The organism is Pseudomonas sp. EA_65y_Pfl1_P113 (assembly GCF_963970525.1).
GTDB classification, from domain to species: domain Bacteria; phylum Pseudomonadota; class Gammaproteobacteria; order Pseudomonadales; family Pseudomonadaceae; genus Aquipseudomonas; species Aquipseudomonas tritici.
The window spans coordinates 87,930-104,710 of the sequence record NZ_CAXAQM010000008.1 but is presented as its reverse complement, the minus strand read 5'-3'; the positions used below and the strand labels follow the sequence as shown (position 1 = coordinate 104,710).

At 58.4% G+C, this 16,781-nt stretch carries 17 protein-coding genes; 3 read left to right on the top strand and 14 right to left on the bottom strand.

Annotated features, from left to right (window positions below; all coding sequences use genetic code 11):
• Positions 1 to 18 precede the first annotated feature (18 nt).
• From AACY52_RS10230 to kdgD, 5 genes are all read right to left on the bottom strand, one after another.
• On the bottom strand, positions 19 to 960 hold the full coding sequence (locus AACY52_RS10230) for an AEC family transporter (protein ID WP_339417473.1): 942 nt from the start codon (positions 958 to 960) through the stop codon (positions 19 to 21).
• Positions 961 to 1,136: 176 nt separating this feature from the next.
• A complete protein-coding gene (gene garD, locus AACY52_RS10225; RefSeq protein ID WP_339417472.1) occupies positions 1,137 to 2,690 on the bottom strand; it encodes a galactarate dehydratase in 1,554 nt (517 codons plus the stop codon).
• An 11-nt stretch (positions 2,691 to 2,701) separates the two neighbouring features.
• Complete coding sequence (locus AACY52_RS10220; RefSeq protein ID WP_339417471.1) at positions 2,702 to 4,066, bottom strand: MFS transporter; 1,365 nt, start codon at positions 4,064 to 4,066, stop codon at positions 2,702 to 2,704.
• 99 nt (positions 4,067 to 4,165) lie between these two features.
• Positions 4,166 to 5,611, bottom strand: coding sequence for an aldehyde dehydrogenase family protein (locus tag AACY52_RS10215; protein WP_049710003.1), 1,446 nt, complete (start codon positions 5,609 to 5,611; stop codon positions 4,166 to 4,168).
• A gap of 54 nt (positions 5,612 to 5,665) precedes the next feature.
• Positions 5,666 to 6,577, bottom strand: a complete 912-nt coding sequence (gene kdgD / locus AACY52_RS10210) for a 5-dehydro-4-deoxyglucarate dehydratase (protein ID WP_339417470.1) — start codon at positions 6,575 to 6,577, stop codon at positions 5,666 to 5,668.
• A gap of 233 nt (positions 6,578 to 6,810) precedes the next feature.
• Between kdgD and AACY52_RS10205 the strand changes: the two genes are divergently transcribed.
• On the top strand, positions 6,811 to 7,968 hold the full coding sequence (locus AACY52_RS10205; RefSeq protein WP_339427160.1) for a phospholipase: 1,158 nt from the start codon (positions 6,811 to 6,813) through the stop codon (positions 7,966 to 7,968).
• 191 nt (positions 7,969 to 8,159) lie between these two features.
• A complete protein-coding gene (locus AACY52_RS10200) occupies positions 8,160 to 8,351 on the top strand; it encodes a hypothetical protein (protein WP_339417467.1) in 192 nt (63 codons plus the stop codon).
• Between the two features lie 9 nt (positions 8,352 to 8,360).
• On the opposite strand, the gene AACY52_RS10195 is transcribed toward AACY52_RS10200, so the two are convergent.
• The 8 genes from AACY52_RS10195 to rplM form a co-directional block, all read right to left on the bottom strand.
• A complete protein-coding gene (locus tag AACY52_RS10195) occupies positions 8,361 to 9,110 on the bottom strand; it encodes a FadR/GntR family transcriptional regulator (protein WP_049710006.1) in 750 nt (249 codons plus the stop codon).
• Positions 9,111 to 9,268: 158 nt separating this feature from the next.
• Positions 9,269 to 9,688: a ClpXP protease specificity-enhancing factor gene (locus AACY52_RS10190; protein WP_339417464.1), complete on the bottom strand. Its 420-nt coding sequence runs from the start codon at positions 9,686 to 9,688 to the stop codon at positions 9,269 to 9,271.
• 17 nt (positions 9,689 to 9,705) lie between these two features.
• Entirely contained in the window at positions 9,706 to 10,323 is a 618-nt protein-coding gene (locus tag AACY52_RS10185; protein WP_339417462.1) for a glutathione S-transferase N-terminal domain-containing protein, read from the bottom strand.
• Between the two features lie 149 nt (positions 10,324 to 10,472).
• On the bottom strand, positions 10,473 to 11,252 hold the full coding sequence (locus AACY52_RS10180) for a cytochrome c1 (protein WP_339417460.1): 780 nt from the start codon (positions 11,250 to 11,252) through the stop codon (positions 10,473 to 10,475).
• Positions 11,252 to 12,463: a cytochrome bc complex cytochrome b subunit gene (locus AACY52_RS10175; protein ID WP_339417459.1), complete on the bottom strand. Its 1,212-nt coding sequence runs from the start codon at positions 12,461 to 12,463 to the stop codon at positions 11,252 to 11,254. Before AACY52_RS10175 ends, AACY52_RS10180 begins: the two co-directional genes overlap by 1 nt.
• A complete protein-coding gene (gene petA, locus AACY52_RS10170) occupies positions 12,460 to 13,056 on the bottom strand; it encodes a ubiquinol-cytochrome c reductase iron-sulfur subunit (RefSeq protein WP_339417458.1) in 597 nt (198 codons plus the stop codon). Before petA ends, AACY52_RS10175 begins: the two co-directional genes overlap by 4 nt.
• Before the next feature lie 265 nt (positions 13,057 to 13,321).
• Positions 13,322 to 13,714, bottom strand: a complete 393-nt coding sequence (gene rpsI, locus AACY52_RS10165) for a 30S ribosomal protein S9 (protein ID WP_003216038.1) — start codon at positions 13,712 to 13,714, stop codon at positions 13,322 to 13,324.
• 14 nt (positions 13,715 to 13,728) lie between these two features.
• Positions 13,729 to 14,157, bottom strand: a complete 429-nt coding sequence (rplM, locus tag AACY52_RS10160; RefSeq protein WP_003171742.1) for a 50S ribosomal protein L13 — start codon at positions 14,155 to 14,157, stop codon at positions 13,729 to 13,731.
• Between the two features lie 248 nt (positions 14,158 to 14,405).
• Here rplM and AACY52_RS10155 point away from each other — a divergent pair, with 248 nt between their 5' ends.
• Positions 14,406 to 15,446, top strand: a complete 1,041-nt coding sequence (locus AACY52_RS10155) for an NADP(H)-dependent aldo-keto reductase (protein ID WP_339417456.1) — start codon at positions 14,406 to 14,408, stop codon at positions 15,444 to 15,446.
• A gap of 135 nt (positions 15,447 to 15,581) precedes the next feature.
• Here the strand turns inward: AACY52_RS10155 and AACY52_RS10150 are convergent, their stop codons facing one another.
• A complete protein-coding gene (locus AACY52_RS10150; protein WP_339417454.1) occupies positions 15,582 to 16,718 on the bottom strand; it encodes an acyl-CoA dehydrogenase family protein in 1,137 nt (378 codons plus the stop codon).
• Between the last annotated feature and the right edge of the window lie 63 nt (positions 16,719 to 16,781).

Sequence of the window (16,781 nt, the reverse complement as noted above, 5' to 3'; positions counted from 1 at the left end):
TGAACCACACCACCGATCTCAGATCCAACCACCGGCCTGCAACACAAAGATCCCGATATTCGTAGTCACCGCCGCTATCAGCGTGGTGATTACGATAATCGCCGCCGCCAATTCATGGTTACCGTCAGCTGCCCTCGCCATCACGAAGCTTGCAGCGGCAGTCGGTGCGCCGAAGTACAGGAACAGAATCCCCAACTCTGGCCCTCGGAAGCCAAGCCACCATGCCCCCAGCGTGGCGACGACCGGGAGCCAGACCATTTTCATCAAGCTCGCGCTCAACGCCATGTTGCCGCTCTTGCGCAGCGCCGCCAGGGACAACGTGCCGCCAATGCAGATCAACGCCAGTGGCAACGTAGTGTCTGCCAGGTACTGCAGGGATTTTTCCAGCCAGCCCGGCAGGCCGATCTGAAAATAGGCGAACGGCGCAGCCACGATCACACTGATGATCAGCGGGTTGGCCGCCACACTTTTGAAGATGCTCCATGGGTCGGACTTGATCACCGGGCTGTACACCGCCAGCACAATGGTCGACAGCGTGTTGTAGAACAGGATCACCAGCGCCGCGAGGATCGCACCGAGGGAGATGCCGTAGTCGCCGTACATACTGGCCGCCAGCGCCAGGCCGATCACCCCGTTGTTGCCGCGAAACGCGCCTTGGGTGTAGATGCCTCGGTCTTCACGCTTGCATCTAAAGATCGCCCAGCCCCAAGCCAGGGCAAAGCTGAGCAAGGTGGCGACGGAAAAGTAAATCAGCAAGCCCGGCTTGAGCGCCGAATGCAGGTCGGCATGCAGGATGCCGAGGAACAGCAACGCCGGCATGGTGACGTTGAACACCAGGGATGAAGCCGTGTGGATAAAGTTGTCGTTGATCCAGTTGATGCGCTTGAGCAGCACACCGAGGAATAGCATGGTAAACACCGGCGCGGTGATGGTGAGGGTGGTGAGGAAAATTGCCAGCATGCCGGGGAGAACCTTGGTGAGCGTCGTTAGGTGGCTAATGATAAGCCAGTGTGGGCCGCTTCGTCTGGTCTACCGCTTTCGCGAGCAAGCCCGCTCCCACATTTTGACCGCATTCCTCCAGCATGAGCGCGGTCGAATGTGGGAGCGGGCTTGCTCGCGAAGCTGGCGACTCGGTCTCAAGTAATAGGCGCAGGGTTAAACAAGGTGATGTCGTTATGCAGCTTGTGATGCTCGGCCCACGTCTGCTTTTTGCCGCTGGCCACATCCAGGTAGAAGTGAAACAACTCCCAACCCAACTCCTCGATGCTCGCGCGCCCAGTAGCAATACGCCCGGCGTCGATATCGATGAGGTCGGGCCAGCGCTGCGCCAGCTCCGTACGGGTCGACACCTTCACCACTGGCGCCATCGCCAGCCCATAAGGCGTGCCACGCCCGGTGGTGAACACATGCAGGTTCATCCCCGCCGCCAGTTGCAAGGTACCGCACACAAAGTCACTGGCCGGCGTGGCGCAAAAGATCAGGCCCTTGCCCTTGAAACGCTCGCCCGGGCCCAGCACACCATTAATTGCGCTGCTGCCGGATTTGACGATAGAGCCCAAGGACTTCTCGACGATGTTCGACAAGCCGCCCTTCTTGTTGCCCGGCGTGGTGTTGGCACTGCGATCCGCTTCGCCCTTGGCCAGGTAACGGTCGTACCAGTCCATTTCCCTGACCAGTTCCTGGGCAACTTCCTTGCTCTCTGCACGCGAAGTCAGCAGGTAGATGGCATCACGGACTTCAGTGACTTCGGAAAACATCACCGTCGCCCCCGCCCGCAACAGCAAATCCGAGGCGTAGCCCAGTGCCGGGTTGGCGGTGATGCCGGAAAATGCATCGCTGCCACCACACTGCATGCCCAGGATCAGCTCGGACGCCGGCACGGTTTCCCGGCGACGCTGGTCGAGTTTCTTCAAGCGCGTCTCGGCCAGCGCCATGATCTGCTCGATCATCTCGGTGAAACCGTGGCTGGAGTCCTGCAGCCGATACAGCCACGGCTCGCTGAGGTCAACGGAGCTGTCGTTATCGTGCATCACCTGCCCGGCCTGCAATTTCTCACAGCCCAGACTGATCACGAGTGCTTCGCCCCCCAGGTTCGGGTTGCGCGCCAGGTTGCGCACGGTACGGATCGGGATGTAGGCATCCGTCGCCGTGATCGCCACCCCGCAGCCGTAGCTGTGGGTCAGCGCCACTACGTCGTCGACATGTGGGTACCTGGGCAGCAACTCATCCTTGATGCGCTTGACCGCATGGTCCAGCACCCCGGTGACACACTGCACCGTAGTGGTGATGCCGAGGATATTGCGCGTGCCCACGGTGCCGTCGGCATTGCGGTATCCCTCGAACGTAAACCCTTCCAGCGGCGCCTGGGTCTCAGGCACCTCGGTGGACAGCGGCAAGCTGTCCAGCGGCGGCGCGGTCGGCATGCGCAGTTGATCTTCCTGCACCCAACTGCCGCGCGGAATCGGCGCCAAGGCGTAACCGATGGTCTGGCCGTAGCGAATTATCTGACCGCCTTCAGGGATATCTTCCAAGGTCACCTTGTGGCTCTGGGGGATGAAATCCACGGTCACCAGGCCATCCGGAAACTCCGTCCCGGCCGGTACACCCTGGTCATTGACCACGATCACCACGTTGTCGCGCTCGTGCAAACGAATCGAGCGCGGCGAGTCGGCATGTTCAATCAACTGCATTACATCGCCCCTCAGGAATGCGCTTCGGTAAGGTTGGTCAGCTCTGGGCCTTTGGCTGGTGGCTCTTTGAGTACCACACGCTTGATCGGACCGACGATGACCAGGTAGCTGAATACCGCCACCAGCGCGTTGGCGCCGACGAACACCAGGGCCCACTTGAACGAACCGGTGGTGGCGATGATGTAACCGATGACAATCGGGGTGGTGATCGACGCCAGGTTACCGAAGGTGTTGAACAAGCCGCCACTGAGGCCGGCGATTTGTTTCGGCGAAGTGTCGGACACTACCGCCCAACCCAGTGCGCCAACGCCTTTGCCGAAGAAGGCCAACGCCATGAAGCCCACGACCATCCACTCAACGTCAACGTAGTTACACGCGATGATACTGCTGGAGACCAACAGGCCGGCAATGATCGGCGCTTTGCGCGCGAACGTCAGGGAATGGCCCTTGCGCAGCAGGTAGTCGGAAATCACCCCACCGAGCACGCCACCGATAAACCCGCAGATCGCTGGCAACGAGGCGATGAAACCCGCCTTGAGGATGGTCATGCCACGGTCCTGCACCAGGTACACCGGGAACCACGTCAGGAAGAAATAAGTGATGCCGTTGATGCAGTACTGGCCCAAGTAGACGCCGAGCATCATGCGGTTGGTCAGCAGCTGGCGGATGTAATCCCACTTCGGACCGTCAGTTTTCTTGCCCTTGCCTTTGTCCTGATCCATATCGACCATCGCGCCGTTGGCGGCGATGTGATTGAGCTCTGCTTCGTTGATCAGCGGGTGCTGGCGCGGGCTGTGGATAACTTTCAGCCAGATCAGCGAGAAGGTAATGCCGATCACGCCCATCACGATAAACACGTGCTGCCAGCCAAAGCGGTAGACGATCCAGCCCATCAGTGGCGCGAACAACACAGTGGCAAAGTACTGCGCCGAGTTGAAGATCGCCGAGGCGGTACCGCGCTCAGCGGTAGGGAACCACGCTGCCACGATACGTGCGTTACCGGGGAAGGATGGCGCTTCGGCCAGGCCCACCATGAAGCGCAGCATAAACAGCGCAACAACGGCGGTGGAGACGCCGAACTCACCGACATAGCCTTGCAGCACGGTGAACAGTGACCAGGTGAAGATGCTCAGGGCATAGACTTTTTTCGAGCCGAAACGGTCCAGCAGCCAGCCGCCGGGGATTTGCCCGGCCACGTAGGCCCAACCGAATGCGGAGAAGATGTAACCGAGGGTGACCGCGTCGATACCGAGGTCTTTTTGCAGGCTGGAGCCTGCGATGGCGATGGTGGCCCGGTCGGCGTAGTTGATCGTGGTCACCAGGAACAGCATGAGCAGGATCAAATAGCGGACGTGGGTCGGCTTGGTCGCTTGCATGTAGAAGTACTCCCACTAATTATTTTTTTTGCGGGTAATGGTTTTCTGTTTTTTTGTTGGGGGAGCCAGCAGGCATCTGGCCCCCACCTGGTGTCGCGGTTACGAACCGATGTAGCTGGTCTTCACCACGGTGTAGAACTCTTGTGCATAGCGACCTTGCTCACGCGAACCATAGGATGAGCCCTTACGGCCACCGAATGGAACGTGATAATCCACACCCGCAGTTGGCAGGTTGACCATCACCATCCCGGCCTGGGAGTGGCGTTTGAAGTGGTTGGCGTACTTCAGCGAAGTAGTGGCAATGCCCGCCGACAAACCGAACTCGGTGTCGTTGGCCATGGCCAGCGCCGCTTCGTAGTCCGCCACGCGCACAACGTTGGCGACTGGGCCAAAGATTTCTTCACGGCTGATGCGCATGGCGGCTTCGCTGTCGGCAAACAGCGTCGGCGCCAGGTAGTAGCCTTCGGTATCACAGGTCACCAGGCCGCCACCGCTGACCAGCCGCGCACCTTCGCTTTGGCCGATGTCGATGTACTTGAGGTCCTGGTCCAACTGGGCCTGGGAAACGACCGGGCCGATATCGGTGCCGCTTTTCAAGGCGTGGCCGACTTTGATCGACTTCATGCGCTCAGCCATGGCCGCGACGAACTGGTCGTGAATACCGGCGGTGACGATCAAGCGGCTGGAGGCGGTGCAACGCTGGCCGGTGGAGTAGAACGCGCTCTGTACTGAGAGCTCGACGGCCTGCTTGAGGTCGGCGTCGTCGAGGATGATCTGCGGGTTCTTGCCGCCCATTTCCAGTTGCACTTTGGCCTGGCGCGAGACACAGCTGACAGCGATCTGGCGACCTACACCGACAGAACCGGTGAAGCTGATGCCATCGACTTTCGGGCTGTTGACCAGCACATCGCCCACCACACGACCGCTGCCCATCACCAGGTTGAATACACCGGCAGGGAAACCGGCGCGCGAGATGATTTCGGCCAGGGCCCAGGCGCAACCCGGTACCAGTTCAGCAGGTTTGATCACTACGCAGTTGCCGTAGGCCAGGGCTGGGGCGATCTTCCACGCGGGGATGGCAATCGGGAAGTTCCACGGAGTGATCAGGCCGACCACACCCAAGGCTTCGCGAGTGACCTCAACGTTGACGCCTGGACGTACCGACGGCACGTAGTCACCGGACAAGCGCAGGCATTCGCCGGCGAAGAACTTGAAAATGTTACCGGCACGGGTCACTTCGCCGATGGCCTCGGGGAGTGTCTTGCCTTCTTCCCGAGCCAGCAAGGTGCCGAGCTCTTCGCGGCGCGCGAGGATTTCGCTGCCGACTTTATCCAAGGCATCGTGGCGCGCTTGAATGCCGGAAGTGGACCAGGCCGGGAACGCCGCGCGAGCAGCATCGATGGCGGCGTTGACTTGGGCGACATCAGCCTTGGCGTATTCACCAATGACATCGGACAACTCCGACGGGTTGAGGTTGACGCAATAGTCAGCGCCGGCCACCCATTGGCCGTTGATGTAGTTGTCAAAACGTTGGGCTTGGGACACGAATCTTCTCCTGACGCAAAAGGCCGCTGATTGCTCAGCGGCCTTATAGATAGGTTATTGCGGGCCTTGCTTGTCGATCAGCGCGGCCAGGGCTTCGTACTCTTCCGGCAACAGGTCGGTCAGCGGCGTACGCACCGGGCCGGCGTCATAGCCTGCGATTTTTGCACCGGCCTTGACGATACTCACGGCATAACCGGCTTTGCGATTACGGATGTCCAGGTATGGCAGGAAGAAGTCGTCGATGATTTTGCCAACGGTAGCGTGATCTTCGCGGGCAATCGCGTGATAGAAATCCATCGCGGTTTTCGGGATGAAGTTGAACACCGCCGAGGAGTACACCGGCACGCCCAAGGCCTTGTAGGCAGCGGCGTAAACCTCTGCCGTCGGCAGGCCGCCAAGGTAGCTGAAACGGTCACCCAGGCGACGGCGGATCGACACCATCAACTCAATGTCACCCAGGCCGTCTTTGTAGCCGATCAGGTTCGGACAGCGCTCGGCCAGACGTTCCAGCAGCGGTGCGGTCAGGCGGCAGACATTGCGGTTGTAGACCACCACGCCGATCTTGACCGATTTGCACACGGCTTCAACGTGAGCGGCAACGCCGTCCTGGCTGGCTTCGGTGAGGTAGTGCGGCAGCAACAGCAGGCCTTTGGCCCCCAGACGCTCGGCTTCTTGAGCGTACTCGATAGCTTGGCGGGTCGAACCGCCCACGCCGGCGAGGATCGGCACGCTGGTCGCGCAGGTATCAACGGCGGTTTTCACCACCTGGGAATATTCGCTGGCAGCGAGGGAGAAAAACTCACCAGTGCCGCCGGCCGCGAACAAGGCGGTCGCGCCATACGGGGCCAGCCACTCTAAACGCTTGATGTAGCCCGCCTGGTGAAAGTCACCCTGGGCATTGAAATCGGTCACCGGGAAAGAGAGCAGACCGTGGGAGAGGATGGACTTCAGTTCTTGTGGATTCATTATTCGAACACCCTGGGTAAAGACTTTCTGTCGAAAGGTTATTGTTGGTTTTGGTGATGTCGTACGTCATCGTACAACTATAAAAATATTCGTCAACTGCAATTCATCAAACTTCATCCGCAAGGTGTTTAGAGCCGCCTTCTTGACGTAGGAAAAATTTCCTCTAAGCTCGCCAATACTGTATGTGCATACAGTATCAAAGGAAGATTCCTACGACATAGCAAGGAGCTAACATGTCAGGGTTTGAACTCGCGGCACCCGAAAAAAACACGCCTACCCTACGTTTCGAAGGCGGTGAACACACTGCCATTGGCGATGACACCCTGTTGCGCTTCGTCAAGGACGCACCGGCGATCCCCGCGCGCCAAGTCGAACTGCACCTGCCCAACGGCTTGGCGCTCACCTATGGCCAAGTGATCGCCCTGGGCGGCGACTTCTATGGCATCCCCGGCCAGCCCATCAGCGATGGTGCGTCCCCCGCAGAGCGCGTGCAGCGCTTCACTGGCGCTTTCAACTCGCTGGCCGTGCTGCCCGCTTCGCGAGAAGAAGCACACAAGATCCTGGCGGTGATGCAAAAGGAGGTCACTGCGGTCAAACAGGCAATAAAGGACGGCAAGCAGGCTCATCAAGCCTATGACGCCCTGGGCGATACGCTGTCTGAGGAATGGAACCGCATCACTGGCGGTGGCAGCGCTGTTTCGGCGCTTGTCCCGTTGGGCCGCTACCTGAAACTGGCGGCGGACAATGCCGACCACTTCGGCGAATGGGCGCTGTCGGCCTATTTGGCGGGGCATACGGCGGCGCTGCAACAAGCCGTGGTGGCTCACCAAACCGGCACCGACCAGGCCCTGGAACTGGCGTATGCCATGAACAGCTTTGCTGATCACTTTTTGACCGATCTGTTTTCCGCAGGCCACTTGCGGGTTCCGCGCAAGCAGTTGGCGGCCGTGGTAACGCCCGGTGAATTGGGCTCGCTGATCAGCCGTTTCATGCACGATGAAGACAGCACGTTCGGGCTCAAGGTGCGCAATGCCCTAGGAGATCAGTGGCACGCTTATGGGGATAAACGCTACTTCGACGCCATCGACGCGGACAACCGGACGCAGGTAAAACGTGCGGTGCAGGCCTCGGCGGATGAGGTCTTCGACACCTTCATCAGTGGTGTTCCGCCCTCCCCGGCCAACTTCAAGGCACCGCTGCATGTGCCGGACCTGAATGCCGCGCAGAACGCGGCGAATAACTTCTCACCGCTGTTTAAGGTAGAGGGTAAAAAGGTGCTGAGGCGCAAGGATGTGAATGACTTGAACGACAAGCACTGGACGAATGATTGGTGGGGGTGGAGTACGTATTTGTTGTTGAAGGACTACAAGCCGAATAAGCCGCAGCCTTGAGACAAACCTAAATCTTGCTCAAACGGATCAATCTCTAAAAGCCGTTCGTCGCTACTGTCAGTTCTGACAGTAGAGCCTTATTCATTACATCCATAACGTACATTCGACTTCCCGAAAGATCGTTACAGTAAAAGTTTAGGGCACAGAAAATTCGGGGGGCACGTTTCTTCTTATAATTTTAGAGGTGACCCATGTCCAAGAATCTGACAGTTAAAATCGCGCAAAAAGGCAAACCACCACGCCCACTGGATTACGAGCCAGAAATTGGTGATGAGATTTTCAGTACTGTGACTGGCTTACAACAAGTCGTACGCAAGGTTTTTGATGAGGATGCAAGCGAAGTTGTAATCTTCTTAGATCCGTCATCAAATCCATATCCTTAACCTCGGTCCTTACCCCCGCTGCGCCTCCGCCTCTTCATGGGCATGGCGCAGCCGCTCACGACTATTCGTCAAATGCAACCGCATCGCCGCCCGCGCCGCATCTGAATCCCGGCGCGCAATCGCCTCATAAATTTCTTCGTGCTCGCGGCTCAAACGCCCCATGTAATGCTGCTGGTCATCATGCGCCAAGCGCGCAGAATTCAAACGGGTACGCGGAATGATGCTGGTGCCCAGGTGGGTCATGATATCGGTGAAGTAGCGGTTACCGGTCGACAGCGCAATTTCGAGGTGAAACGCAAAATCGGAGGCTACAGCATCGCCGGCATGGGCCGCGCTTTCATTCAGGGCATCGAGCGCCGCACGCATGGCGGCCAGTTGCTCGTCGCTGCGACGCAATGCGGCCAACCCTGCGGACTCCACTTCCAGGCTGATCCGCAATTCCAGAATCGCCAACACATCACGCAGCGTTACCACGGTGGCCGGGTCGATACGGAAGCCGCTTGGGCTCGGCGTATCCAGCACAAACGTGCCGATACCGTGACGGGTCTCGACCTGCCCCGCCGCTTGCAAGCGTGAGATGGCCTCACGCACCACGGTGCGGCTGACCCCATGGGCATCCATGATCGCCGACTCGGTGGGCAGTTTATCGCCACGCTTGAGCTGACCGTCGCGGATCTGCTCGGACAACACCGTGACCAATTCCTGGGCAAGGCTGCGACGCTTGCGGGGAAGACGAGGGGCGGTGGCAGCGTTATCCATGATGATCCATTTTTCTCGGCGAACTTGAACACGCATCATAGCCCATGGCGGTTGTACGATCACTGCCCGGGCACGACTTTCATTGATATCCTGCGCGCAAAAAAATGCCCCGACACAGATCGAGGCATTTTTGAGGCTCACCCGAGGGTGAAAACCGGTTACTTCACGACTTTCAGGCTCGGCCGGCCGCTAGGGCGCGGTGGCTCGGAATCCGGTGGCGGCAGATCGTCGCCATCTTCTGCTTCGATCGTTTCGTCATCCTCGAAAGGCGACTCCAGATCGAACACCATGCCTTGGCCGTTCTCCCGGGCATAAATGCCGAGGATGGCGCCAGTCGGCACGTAAAGCGTATGCGGTACGCCGCCGAAACGCCCTTCAAAGCTCACGGCTTCGTTGTCCATGTGCAGGTGGCGCACGGCACTCGGCGATACGTTCAGCACAATTTGTCCATCACTGGCAAAACCCTCCGGTACCTGAACCGCAGGAAATTCGGAATTGACCAGCATGTGCGGGGTGCAATCGTTGTCCACAATCCACTCATAGAGCGCGCGGACCAAGTAGGGTCGACTGGAGTTCATCAGCGGCTCCTTAAGCCTTAGCGCATATCGCGTTCGACACCAGACAGACTCGCCTGGAAAGCCTCACGCGCAAACTGGCGCTCCATGTAATCAAGCAGCGGCTTGGCCGGCCGCGGCAGTTCAATACCGAGAATCGGCAAGCGCCAGAGTATCGGTAATAGGCAGCAATCCACCAAGCTTTGTTCCTCGCTGAGGAAAAAAGGTTTGTCGGCGAACAACGGCGAAACACCGGTCAGGCTCTCGCGCAATTCCTTACGCGCCTGCACTCGTGCCGGCTCTTTACTGCGTGTGTCCAGAATCAGATCCACCAGCCCACACCAGTCACGCTGGATCCGATGGATCAGCAGGCGGCTGTTGGCACGCGCCACCGGGTACACCGGCAGCAAAGGTGGATGCGGGTAACGCTCATCCAGGTATTCCATCACCACGGTTGACTCCCACAACGCCAGGTCACGATCGACCAGGGTGGGCAAGCTGCCGTAAGGGTTCACTTCGATCAGTTTCGGCGGGTGGCGACCTGCCTCCACAGTGATGATCTCGGCGCTGACACCCTTCTCTGCGAGCACGATGCGTACTCGGTGGGAATAGTGGTCGGCGGGGTCGGAGTAACAGGCCAACCGGTTGGTCACGCCCATGGCGGTCCTCCTCGCTTGTTGAAATTATCGAAAGCTCAAAAACGAGCGCGCCCAGAGAGCATCTCTATAACGCCTGGCACAACCAGATCGCTACGTGTTCAGAGATGCCGCTGGGCGCGCAAGATTAACAGCAATTGCTTACGGTTGGATCAATGCACATCCTTCCAGTATTCGCGTTTGAGCAGATAGGCGAATACGAAGAAGAAAGCCAGGTACAGCAACACATACGTACCGATGCGCTGATGCTGCAATTTGACCGGGTTGGCAGAGTAGGCCAGGAAGGTCACGAGGTTCTTGACCGTCCCGTCGAACTGCTCCTCAGTCTGGGAACCTGGAGTCTCTATCGTCAGTTGATCGCACGCTTCATGAGTCAACGGCGTGCCGGTCAACGGATCGTATTGCTTCTTGCCGTCTTCAACGACCTGAATCTGCTTGCATCCTACCACTTGCTTGCCTTGCAGGCCGACCAGAACGTTAGGCATGCCGACGTTCGGGAACACGCGGTTGTTGACCTGGTAAGGGCGCGACGGGTCTTCATAAAAGGATTTCAGGTAGCCATACAGCCAATCGGTACCGCGCACGCGCGCCACCAGGGTCAGGTCAGGCGGTGCAGCACCGAACCAGGCCTTGGCATCCGCAGGCTTCATGCCGATGTTCATGTGGTCGCCGATCTTGGCACCGGTGAACACCAGCTTCTCCAGCATCGTTTCATGAGGAATGCCGAGGTCATCGGCGACACGCTCATAACGCTGGAACTTGGCGCTGTGACAGCCCATGCAGTAGTTGGCGAACGTCCGCGCGCCGTCTTGCAGGGCGGCTTTATCCGAGACGTCGATATCGACTTTTTCCAGCTCCGGGCCGCCGTGTTCGGCAGCGAAGGACAGTAGCGGCAAGGCCGCAAGCATCAATGCAACAAATAACTTTTTCATCAGCCAGTCACCCTTTCCGGAACCGGTTTGGTCTTCTCGAGCCGGGTATAGAACGGCATCAGAATGAAGTAGGCGAAGTACAGGAAGGTGCAGACCTGCGACAGCAACGTACGCTCAGGCGTCGGCGCCAATACGCCCAGCACACCCAGGATCACGAACGAAATGCAGAACACCCACAGCCAGATCCTGCTCAGCCAGCCCTTGTAGCGCATGGACTTGACCGGGCTGCGGTCGAGCCAAGGCAACACGAACAGCACCGCAATGGCCGCGCCCATGGCGATCACGCCCATGAGTTTGTCGGGGATTGCGCGCAAGATCGCGTAGAACGGCGTGAAGTACCAGACCGGGGCAATGTGCTCAGGTGTCTTGAAGGCGTTAGCCTGTTCGAAGTTAGGTTTCTCCAGGAAATAACCGCCCATCTCCGGGAAAAAGAACACGATCGAGCAGAACACGAACAGGAACACCACTACACCGACAATGTCTTTGACGGTGTAGTAAGGGTGGAACGGAATGCCGTCCAGCGGGATGCCGTTTTCGTCCTTGTGCTTCTTGATGTCCACGCCATCAGGGTTGTTGGAACCCACTTCGTGCAGCGCCAGGATGTGCAGCACTACCAGGCCGAGAATCACGATCGGCAGGGCAACAACGTGCAGCGCAAAGAAGCGGTTCAAGGTAATACCAGAGATCAGGTAGTCACCGCGAATCCACTGGGTCAGGTCGTTGCCGATTACCGGGATCGCGCCGAACAACGAGATGATCACCTGGGCGCCCCAGTACGACATCTGGCCCCAGGGCAGCAGGTAGCCCATGAAGGCTTCGGCCATCAGCGCCAGGTAGATCAGCATGCCGAAGACCCACACCAGCTCGCGAGGTTTCTGGTACGAGCCGTAGAGCAGGCCACGGAACATGTGCATATACACGACGATAAAGAACGCCGACGCGCCCGTGGAGTGCAGCAGGCGCAGGATCGAGCCGTACTCGACGTCACGCATGATGTATTCGACGGAAGCAAACGCTTCCTCCGCCGACGGCGTATAGCTCATGGTCAGCCATACGCCGGTGACGATCTGGTTGACCAGCACCAGCAGGGCCAGGGAGCCGAAGAAGTAGAAGAAGTTAAAGTTTTTCGGCGCGTAATATTTGCTGAGATGGTCTTCCCACATTTTAGTGGCGGGGAAGCGCGCATCCACCCAATCCATGAACTTACTCATGACGCGTTCTCCTTATCGAGGCCAATGACAATGATGTCGTCAGATTCGTACTCGTGCGGAGGAACCGGCAAGTTCAAAGGCGCAGGCTGGGACTTATAGACGCGGCCGGCGAGGTCGTAGTGGGAACCGTGGCAGGGGCAGAAATAACCTCCGACCCAATCCTTGCCCAGGTCCACAGGAGCGACTTCCGGGCGGAAGGTCGGCGAGCACCCCAGGTGGGTGCACAGACCAACCACCAGCAGGATCTCTGGCTTGATCGAACGTGCTTCGTTCTTGGCGTAGGCGGGTTGGTCGGACTTCTCGGACTTCGGGTCAGACAACTGGCCCTCGATCTTCTTGAGATTCCCCAGGATTTCCTCTGTACGACGAACAATGAAAACCGGCTGGCCGCGCCATTCAGCAATCATCTGCTGGCCTGGCTCGATCTTGCTGATATTCACCTTCACCGGTGCACCTGCGGCTTTCGCCTTGGCACTGGGAAACCATGACCCCACGAACGGGACCGCAGCCCCCACCGCTCCTGCAGCACCCACCACGGATGTGGCTGCTACCAAGAAGCGACGCCGGCCTGCATTCACGCCGTCATTGCTCATTCAGTCCTCTCCCATCAGCTTTTTGGCCTGTTAAATCAGGCGTCTACTAAGTATTAAATCTGAACTTATAAAAATTTTGCCGAATGGTAATGAAAAGCCCCACGTATGACAAGGGAATTGCCCGGGGCTCCGCCTCCAGGCCTTGTAGTATAGGGGGTCTACGGATGTGGCAAGTTGTCACGGCGATTTTTATGCATAAATCGCAGGCAATAAAAAACGCCCAGCTCCGTGAGGAGGCTGGGCGCTTTGTGGAACGTAAAGCGAATTAACGCTTCGAGTACTGCGGACGCTTACGCGCTTTACGCAGACCGACTTTCTTACGTTCAACTTCACGGGCATCGCGAGTCACGAAGCCTGCTTTGCGCAGAGCGCCACGCAGGGTTTCGTCGTACTGCATCAGAGCGCGAGTGATACCGTGGCGGATTGCGCCAGCTTGACCACTTACACCGCCACCGATAACGGTGACGTAGATGTCGAACTTTTCAACGGTCTCGGTCAGTTCCAGCGGCTGACGAACTACCATGCGGGCAGTTTCGCGACCGAAGAAGTTTTCCAGAGTGCGGTTGTTGATCGAGATGTTACCAGTGCCCGGACGCAGGAAAACGCGTGCGGTTGCGGTTTTGCGACGGCCAGTGCCGTAATTTTGAGTCGCCGACATAATGAACTATTCCGTTAAAACTTCAGTTCTTGGGGCTGCTGAGCAGCATGAGGGTGTACAGCGCCCGCATAGACTTTCAGCTTGCGAAACATATCGCGACCCAGTGGGCCCTTCGGCAGCATGCCTTTGACCGCGATTTCGATCGGGGCTTCAGGCTTCTTGGAGATCAGACCTTCGAAGTTCGAAGACTTGATACCGCCTGGGAAACCGGAGTGACGGTAGTACATTTTGTCTTGCGCTTTGTTGCCGGTAACACGTACCTGCTCAGCGTTGATGATCACGATGTAGTCACCGGTGTCAACGTGAGGGGTGTACTCAGGCTTGTGCTTGCCACGCAGACGGCTGGCGACTTCAGTGGCCAGACGACCCAGGGTCTGACCAGCGGCGTCGACGACAAACCAGTCGCGCTGAACTGTTTCCGGTTTTGCAGTAAAAGTTGTCATTCTTTAATAGCCTCAGGGGCCGCCCTGTAAATTAGACGGCGGATCTTACTGAATAGTGCGTACTTTGACAAGTCAAAGGCAGCCGGATACAGACGCTATCGGGGGCTCGGGTCGGCGCGTCCGTTCAACGGCAAGATTCTTCGGCAGACGGCGCATCACTTCCACTGCAGAAAGAGGTGGGCAATTATGCAGATTGCGAAAAAAAATTCAACCTGCTTTTATGATTGTTTTCCCTGAAGGAGTACCCGATGGATTATCGACAGCTGGGCCGTACGGATCTGAACGTGAGCGCGATAGCCTTGGGCACCATGACCTGGGGCGAGCAGAACAGCGAAGCAGAGGCCTTCGCACAGATCGAGCGAGCCAAGGCCGCGGGGATAAACTTCCTCGACACGGCCGAAATGTACCCGGTGCCGCCCAAGGCCGACACCTATGCCACCACCGAGCGTTATATCGGTAATTACTTCAAAAGCCGTGGCGACCGCGCCGACTGGATCCTTGCCAGCAAGATCGCCGGCCCCGGCAACACCATTGATTACATCCGCGACGGCCACCTGCGGCACAACCGCAAGCACATCGTTGAAGCCCTGGATGCCAGCCTCAAGCGCCTGCAAACCGACTGGATCGACCTTTACCAACTGCACTGGCCGGAGCGCAGCACCAACTTCTTCGGCCAACTGAGCTACAAGCACAAGGACGAAGACGACCTCACCCCGCTGGAGGAAACCCTCGAAGCGCTGGACGAGCAAGTGAAAGCCGGCAAGATCCGCCACATCGGCCTGTCCAATGAAACGCCGTGGGGCACCATGAAATTCCTCGCCCTGGCCGAAGCCCGTGGCTGGAGCCGCGCGGTGTCGATCCAGAACCCGTACAACCTGCTCAACCGCAGTTTTGAGGTGGGTTTGGCGGAAGTCGCGATTCGTGAGCAGTGCGGTTTGCTGGCGTATTCGCCACTGGCGTTCGGTATGCTCAGCGGCAAGTACGAGAACGGCGCGCGCCCTGCAAAAGCACGGCTGACGGAATACAGCCGCTTCAGCCGCTACTTCAACCCGCAGTCGGAAGCGGCGTGCAGTCGTTATGTGGCGCTGGCTCGGGAGCATGGTCTGGACCCGGCACAGATGGCCTTGGCGTTTGTCACGCAGCAGCCGTTTGTGACCAGCAACATCATCGGGGCGACAAGCCTGGAGCAGCTGGACAGCAACATTGCCAGTGCTGATCTGAAGCTCACGAAGGAGGTGCTGGAAGGGATTGAGGCGATTCAAAAGGATCACCCAAATCCTGCTCCCTGATTGACCGGTAGACCGGTAGACCGCTATCGCAGGCAAGCCAGCCCCCACATTTGACCGAGTACATCCATTTGGAATGCGGTTGAATGTGGGAGCGGGCTTGCTCGCGAAGAGGCCCTAAGCATCGCTACAAAATCATCAAAGCGCCCGCGCAATAATTTCCTTCATGATCTCATTGGTCCCCGCATAAATCCGCTGCACCCGCGCATCCGCCCAGGCCCGGGCGATCGGGTATTCCCACATGAAGCCGTAGCCGCCGTGCAGCTGCACGCACTCGTCGAGCACCTTGCACTGCAAGTCCGTGGCCCAGTACTTGGCCATCGCTGCCGTAGGCACATCCAGCTTGCCTTCCAGGTGCAACGCCATGCACTTGTCCACAAACACGCGGCCGATCTGAATCTCGGTGGCCATCTCCGCCAGCTTGAAGCGGGTGTTCTGGAAGTCCGCAATCGCCTTGCCGAACGCCTTGCGCTCGCGGGTGTATTCCAGGGTCCACGCCAACGCCGCCTCGGCCGACGACAGCGCGCCGATCGCCACCGTCAATCGCTCCTGAGGCAACTCCTGCATCAAGTACGCGAAGCCCATGCCCGCCTGGCCCAACAGGTTTTCCTTGGGCACACGCACGTCCTGGAAGAACAGCTCCGATGTGTCCTGGGCCTTCATGCCAACCTTCTCCAGGCGCTTGCCCTTGGCGAACCCCGGCGTGTCGGCTTCCACCAGAAACAAACTGATGCCTTTGGCGCCGGCCTTGGGGTCGGTCTTGGCGACGACTATTACCAACTCGGCCAGATAGCCGTTGGTGATGAAGGTCTTGGAACCATTGATCACATACTCATCGCCCTCCAGCACCGCCGTGGTCTTGACCCCTTGCAGGTCGGAACCCGCCCCCGGTTCAGTCATGGCAATAGCCGTGACCCTCTCGCCGGAGATCAACTTGGGCAGGTACTTGTGCTTCAGCGCCTCACTGCCGTAATGCAGGATGTAAGGCGCCACAATATCCGAGTGCAGGGAAAAACCGATGCCAGTGAGGCCCAGCCGGCTGATCTCCTCGATCACCACCGCGCTGTACAAAAAGTCCGCGCCCAGCCCGCCGTATTCCTCCGGCAGATGAGAACACAGCATCCCCGCCTCCCCCGCTTTGCTCCACAAATTTCGGTCGATGTAGCCCTGTTTCTCCCATTGCCCATGGAACGGCGCGGCGTCTTTTTCAAGGAAGGTACGCACGCTTTCGCGGAAGAGTTCGTGTTCCGGGCTGAACAAGGTTCTGGGAATCATGGGTCACCTGCGTGGATTGTCGGACAAAGACGAACCCACAGAGACTATGCCCCGAAGGCATCA

What these genes read in the sequence shown, in the direction of transcription:
- AACY52_RS10230 (WP_339417473.1), bottom strand. Translation starts at nt 960, where the DNA reads ATGCTGGCAATTTTCCTCACCACCCTCACCATCACCGCGCCGGTGTTT.
- garD (WP_339417472.1), bottom strand. Translation starts at nt 2,690, where the DNA reads ATGCAGTTGATTGAACATGCCGACTCGCCGCGCTCGATTCGTTTGCAC.
- AACY52_RS10220 (WP_339417471.1), bottom strand. Translation starts at nt 4,066, where the DNA reads ATGCAAGCGACCAAGCCGACCCACGTCCGCTATTTGATCCTGCTCATG.
- kdgD (WP_339417470.1), bottom strand. Translation starts at nt 6,577, where the DNA reads ATGAATCCACAAGAACTGAAGTCCATCCTCTCCCACGGTCTGCTCTCT.
- AACY52_RS10205 (WP_339427160.1), top strand. Translation starts at nt 6,811, where the DNA reads ATGTCAGGGTTTGAACTCGCGGCACCCGAAAAAAACACGCCTACCCTA.
- AACY52_RS10200 (WP_339417467.1), top strand. Translation starts at nt 8,160, where the DNA reads ATGTCCAAGAATCTGACAGTTAAAATCGCGCAAAAAGGCAAACCACCA.
- AACY52_RS10195 (WP_049710006.1), bottom strand. Translation starts at nt 9,110, where the DNA reads ATGGATAACGCTGCCACCGCCCCTCGTCTTCCCCGCAAGCGTCGCAGC.
- AACY52_RS10190 (WP_339417464.1), bottom strand. Translation starts at nt 9,688, where the DNA reads ATGAACTCCAGTCGACCCTACTTGGTCCGCGCGCTCTATGAGTGGATT.
- AACY52_RS10185 (WP_339417462.1), bottom strand. Translation starts at nt 10,323, where the DNA reads ATGGGCGTGACCAACCGGTTGGCCTGTTACTCCGACCCCGCCGACCAC.
- AACY52_RS10180 (WP_339417460.1), bottom strand. Translation starts at nt 11,252, where the DNA reads ATGAAAAAGTTATTTGTTGCATTGATGCTTGCGGCCTTGCCGCTACTG.
- AACY52_RS10175 (WP_339417459.1), bottom strand. Translation starts at nt 12,463, where the DNA reads ATGAGTAAGTTCATGGATTGGGTGGATGCGCGCTTCCCCGCCACTAAA.
- petA (WP_339417458.1), bottom strand. Translation starts at nt 13,056, where the DNA reads ATGAGCAATGACGGCGTGAATGCAGGCCGGCGTCGCTTCTTGGTAGCA.
- rpsI (WP_003216038.1), bottom strand. Translation starts at nt 13,714, where the DNA reads ATGTCGGCGACTCAAAATTACGGCACTGGCCGTCGCAAAACCGCAACC.
- rplM (WP_003171742.1), bottom strand. Translation starts at nt 14,157, where the DNA reads ATGACAACTTTTACTGCAAAACCGGAAACAGTTCAGCGCGACTGGTTT.
- AACY52_RS10155 (WP_339417456.1), top strand. Translation starts at nt 14,406, where the DNA reads ATGGATTATCGACAGCTGGGCCGTACGGATCTGAACGTGAGCGCGATA.
- AACY52_RS10150 (WP_339417454.1), bottom strand. Translation starts at nt 16,718, where the DNA reads ATGATTCCCAGAACCTTGTTCAGCCCGGAACACGAACTCTTCCGCGAA.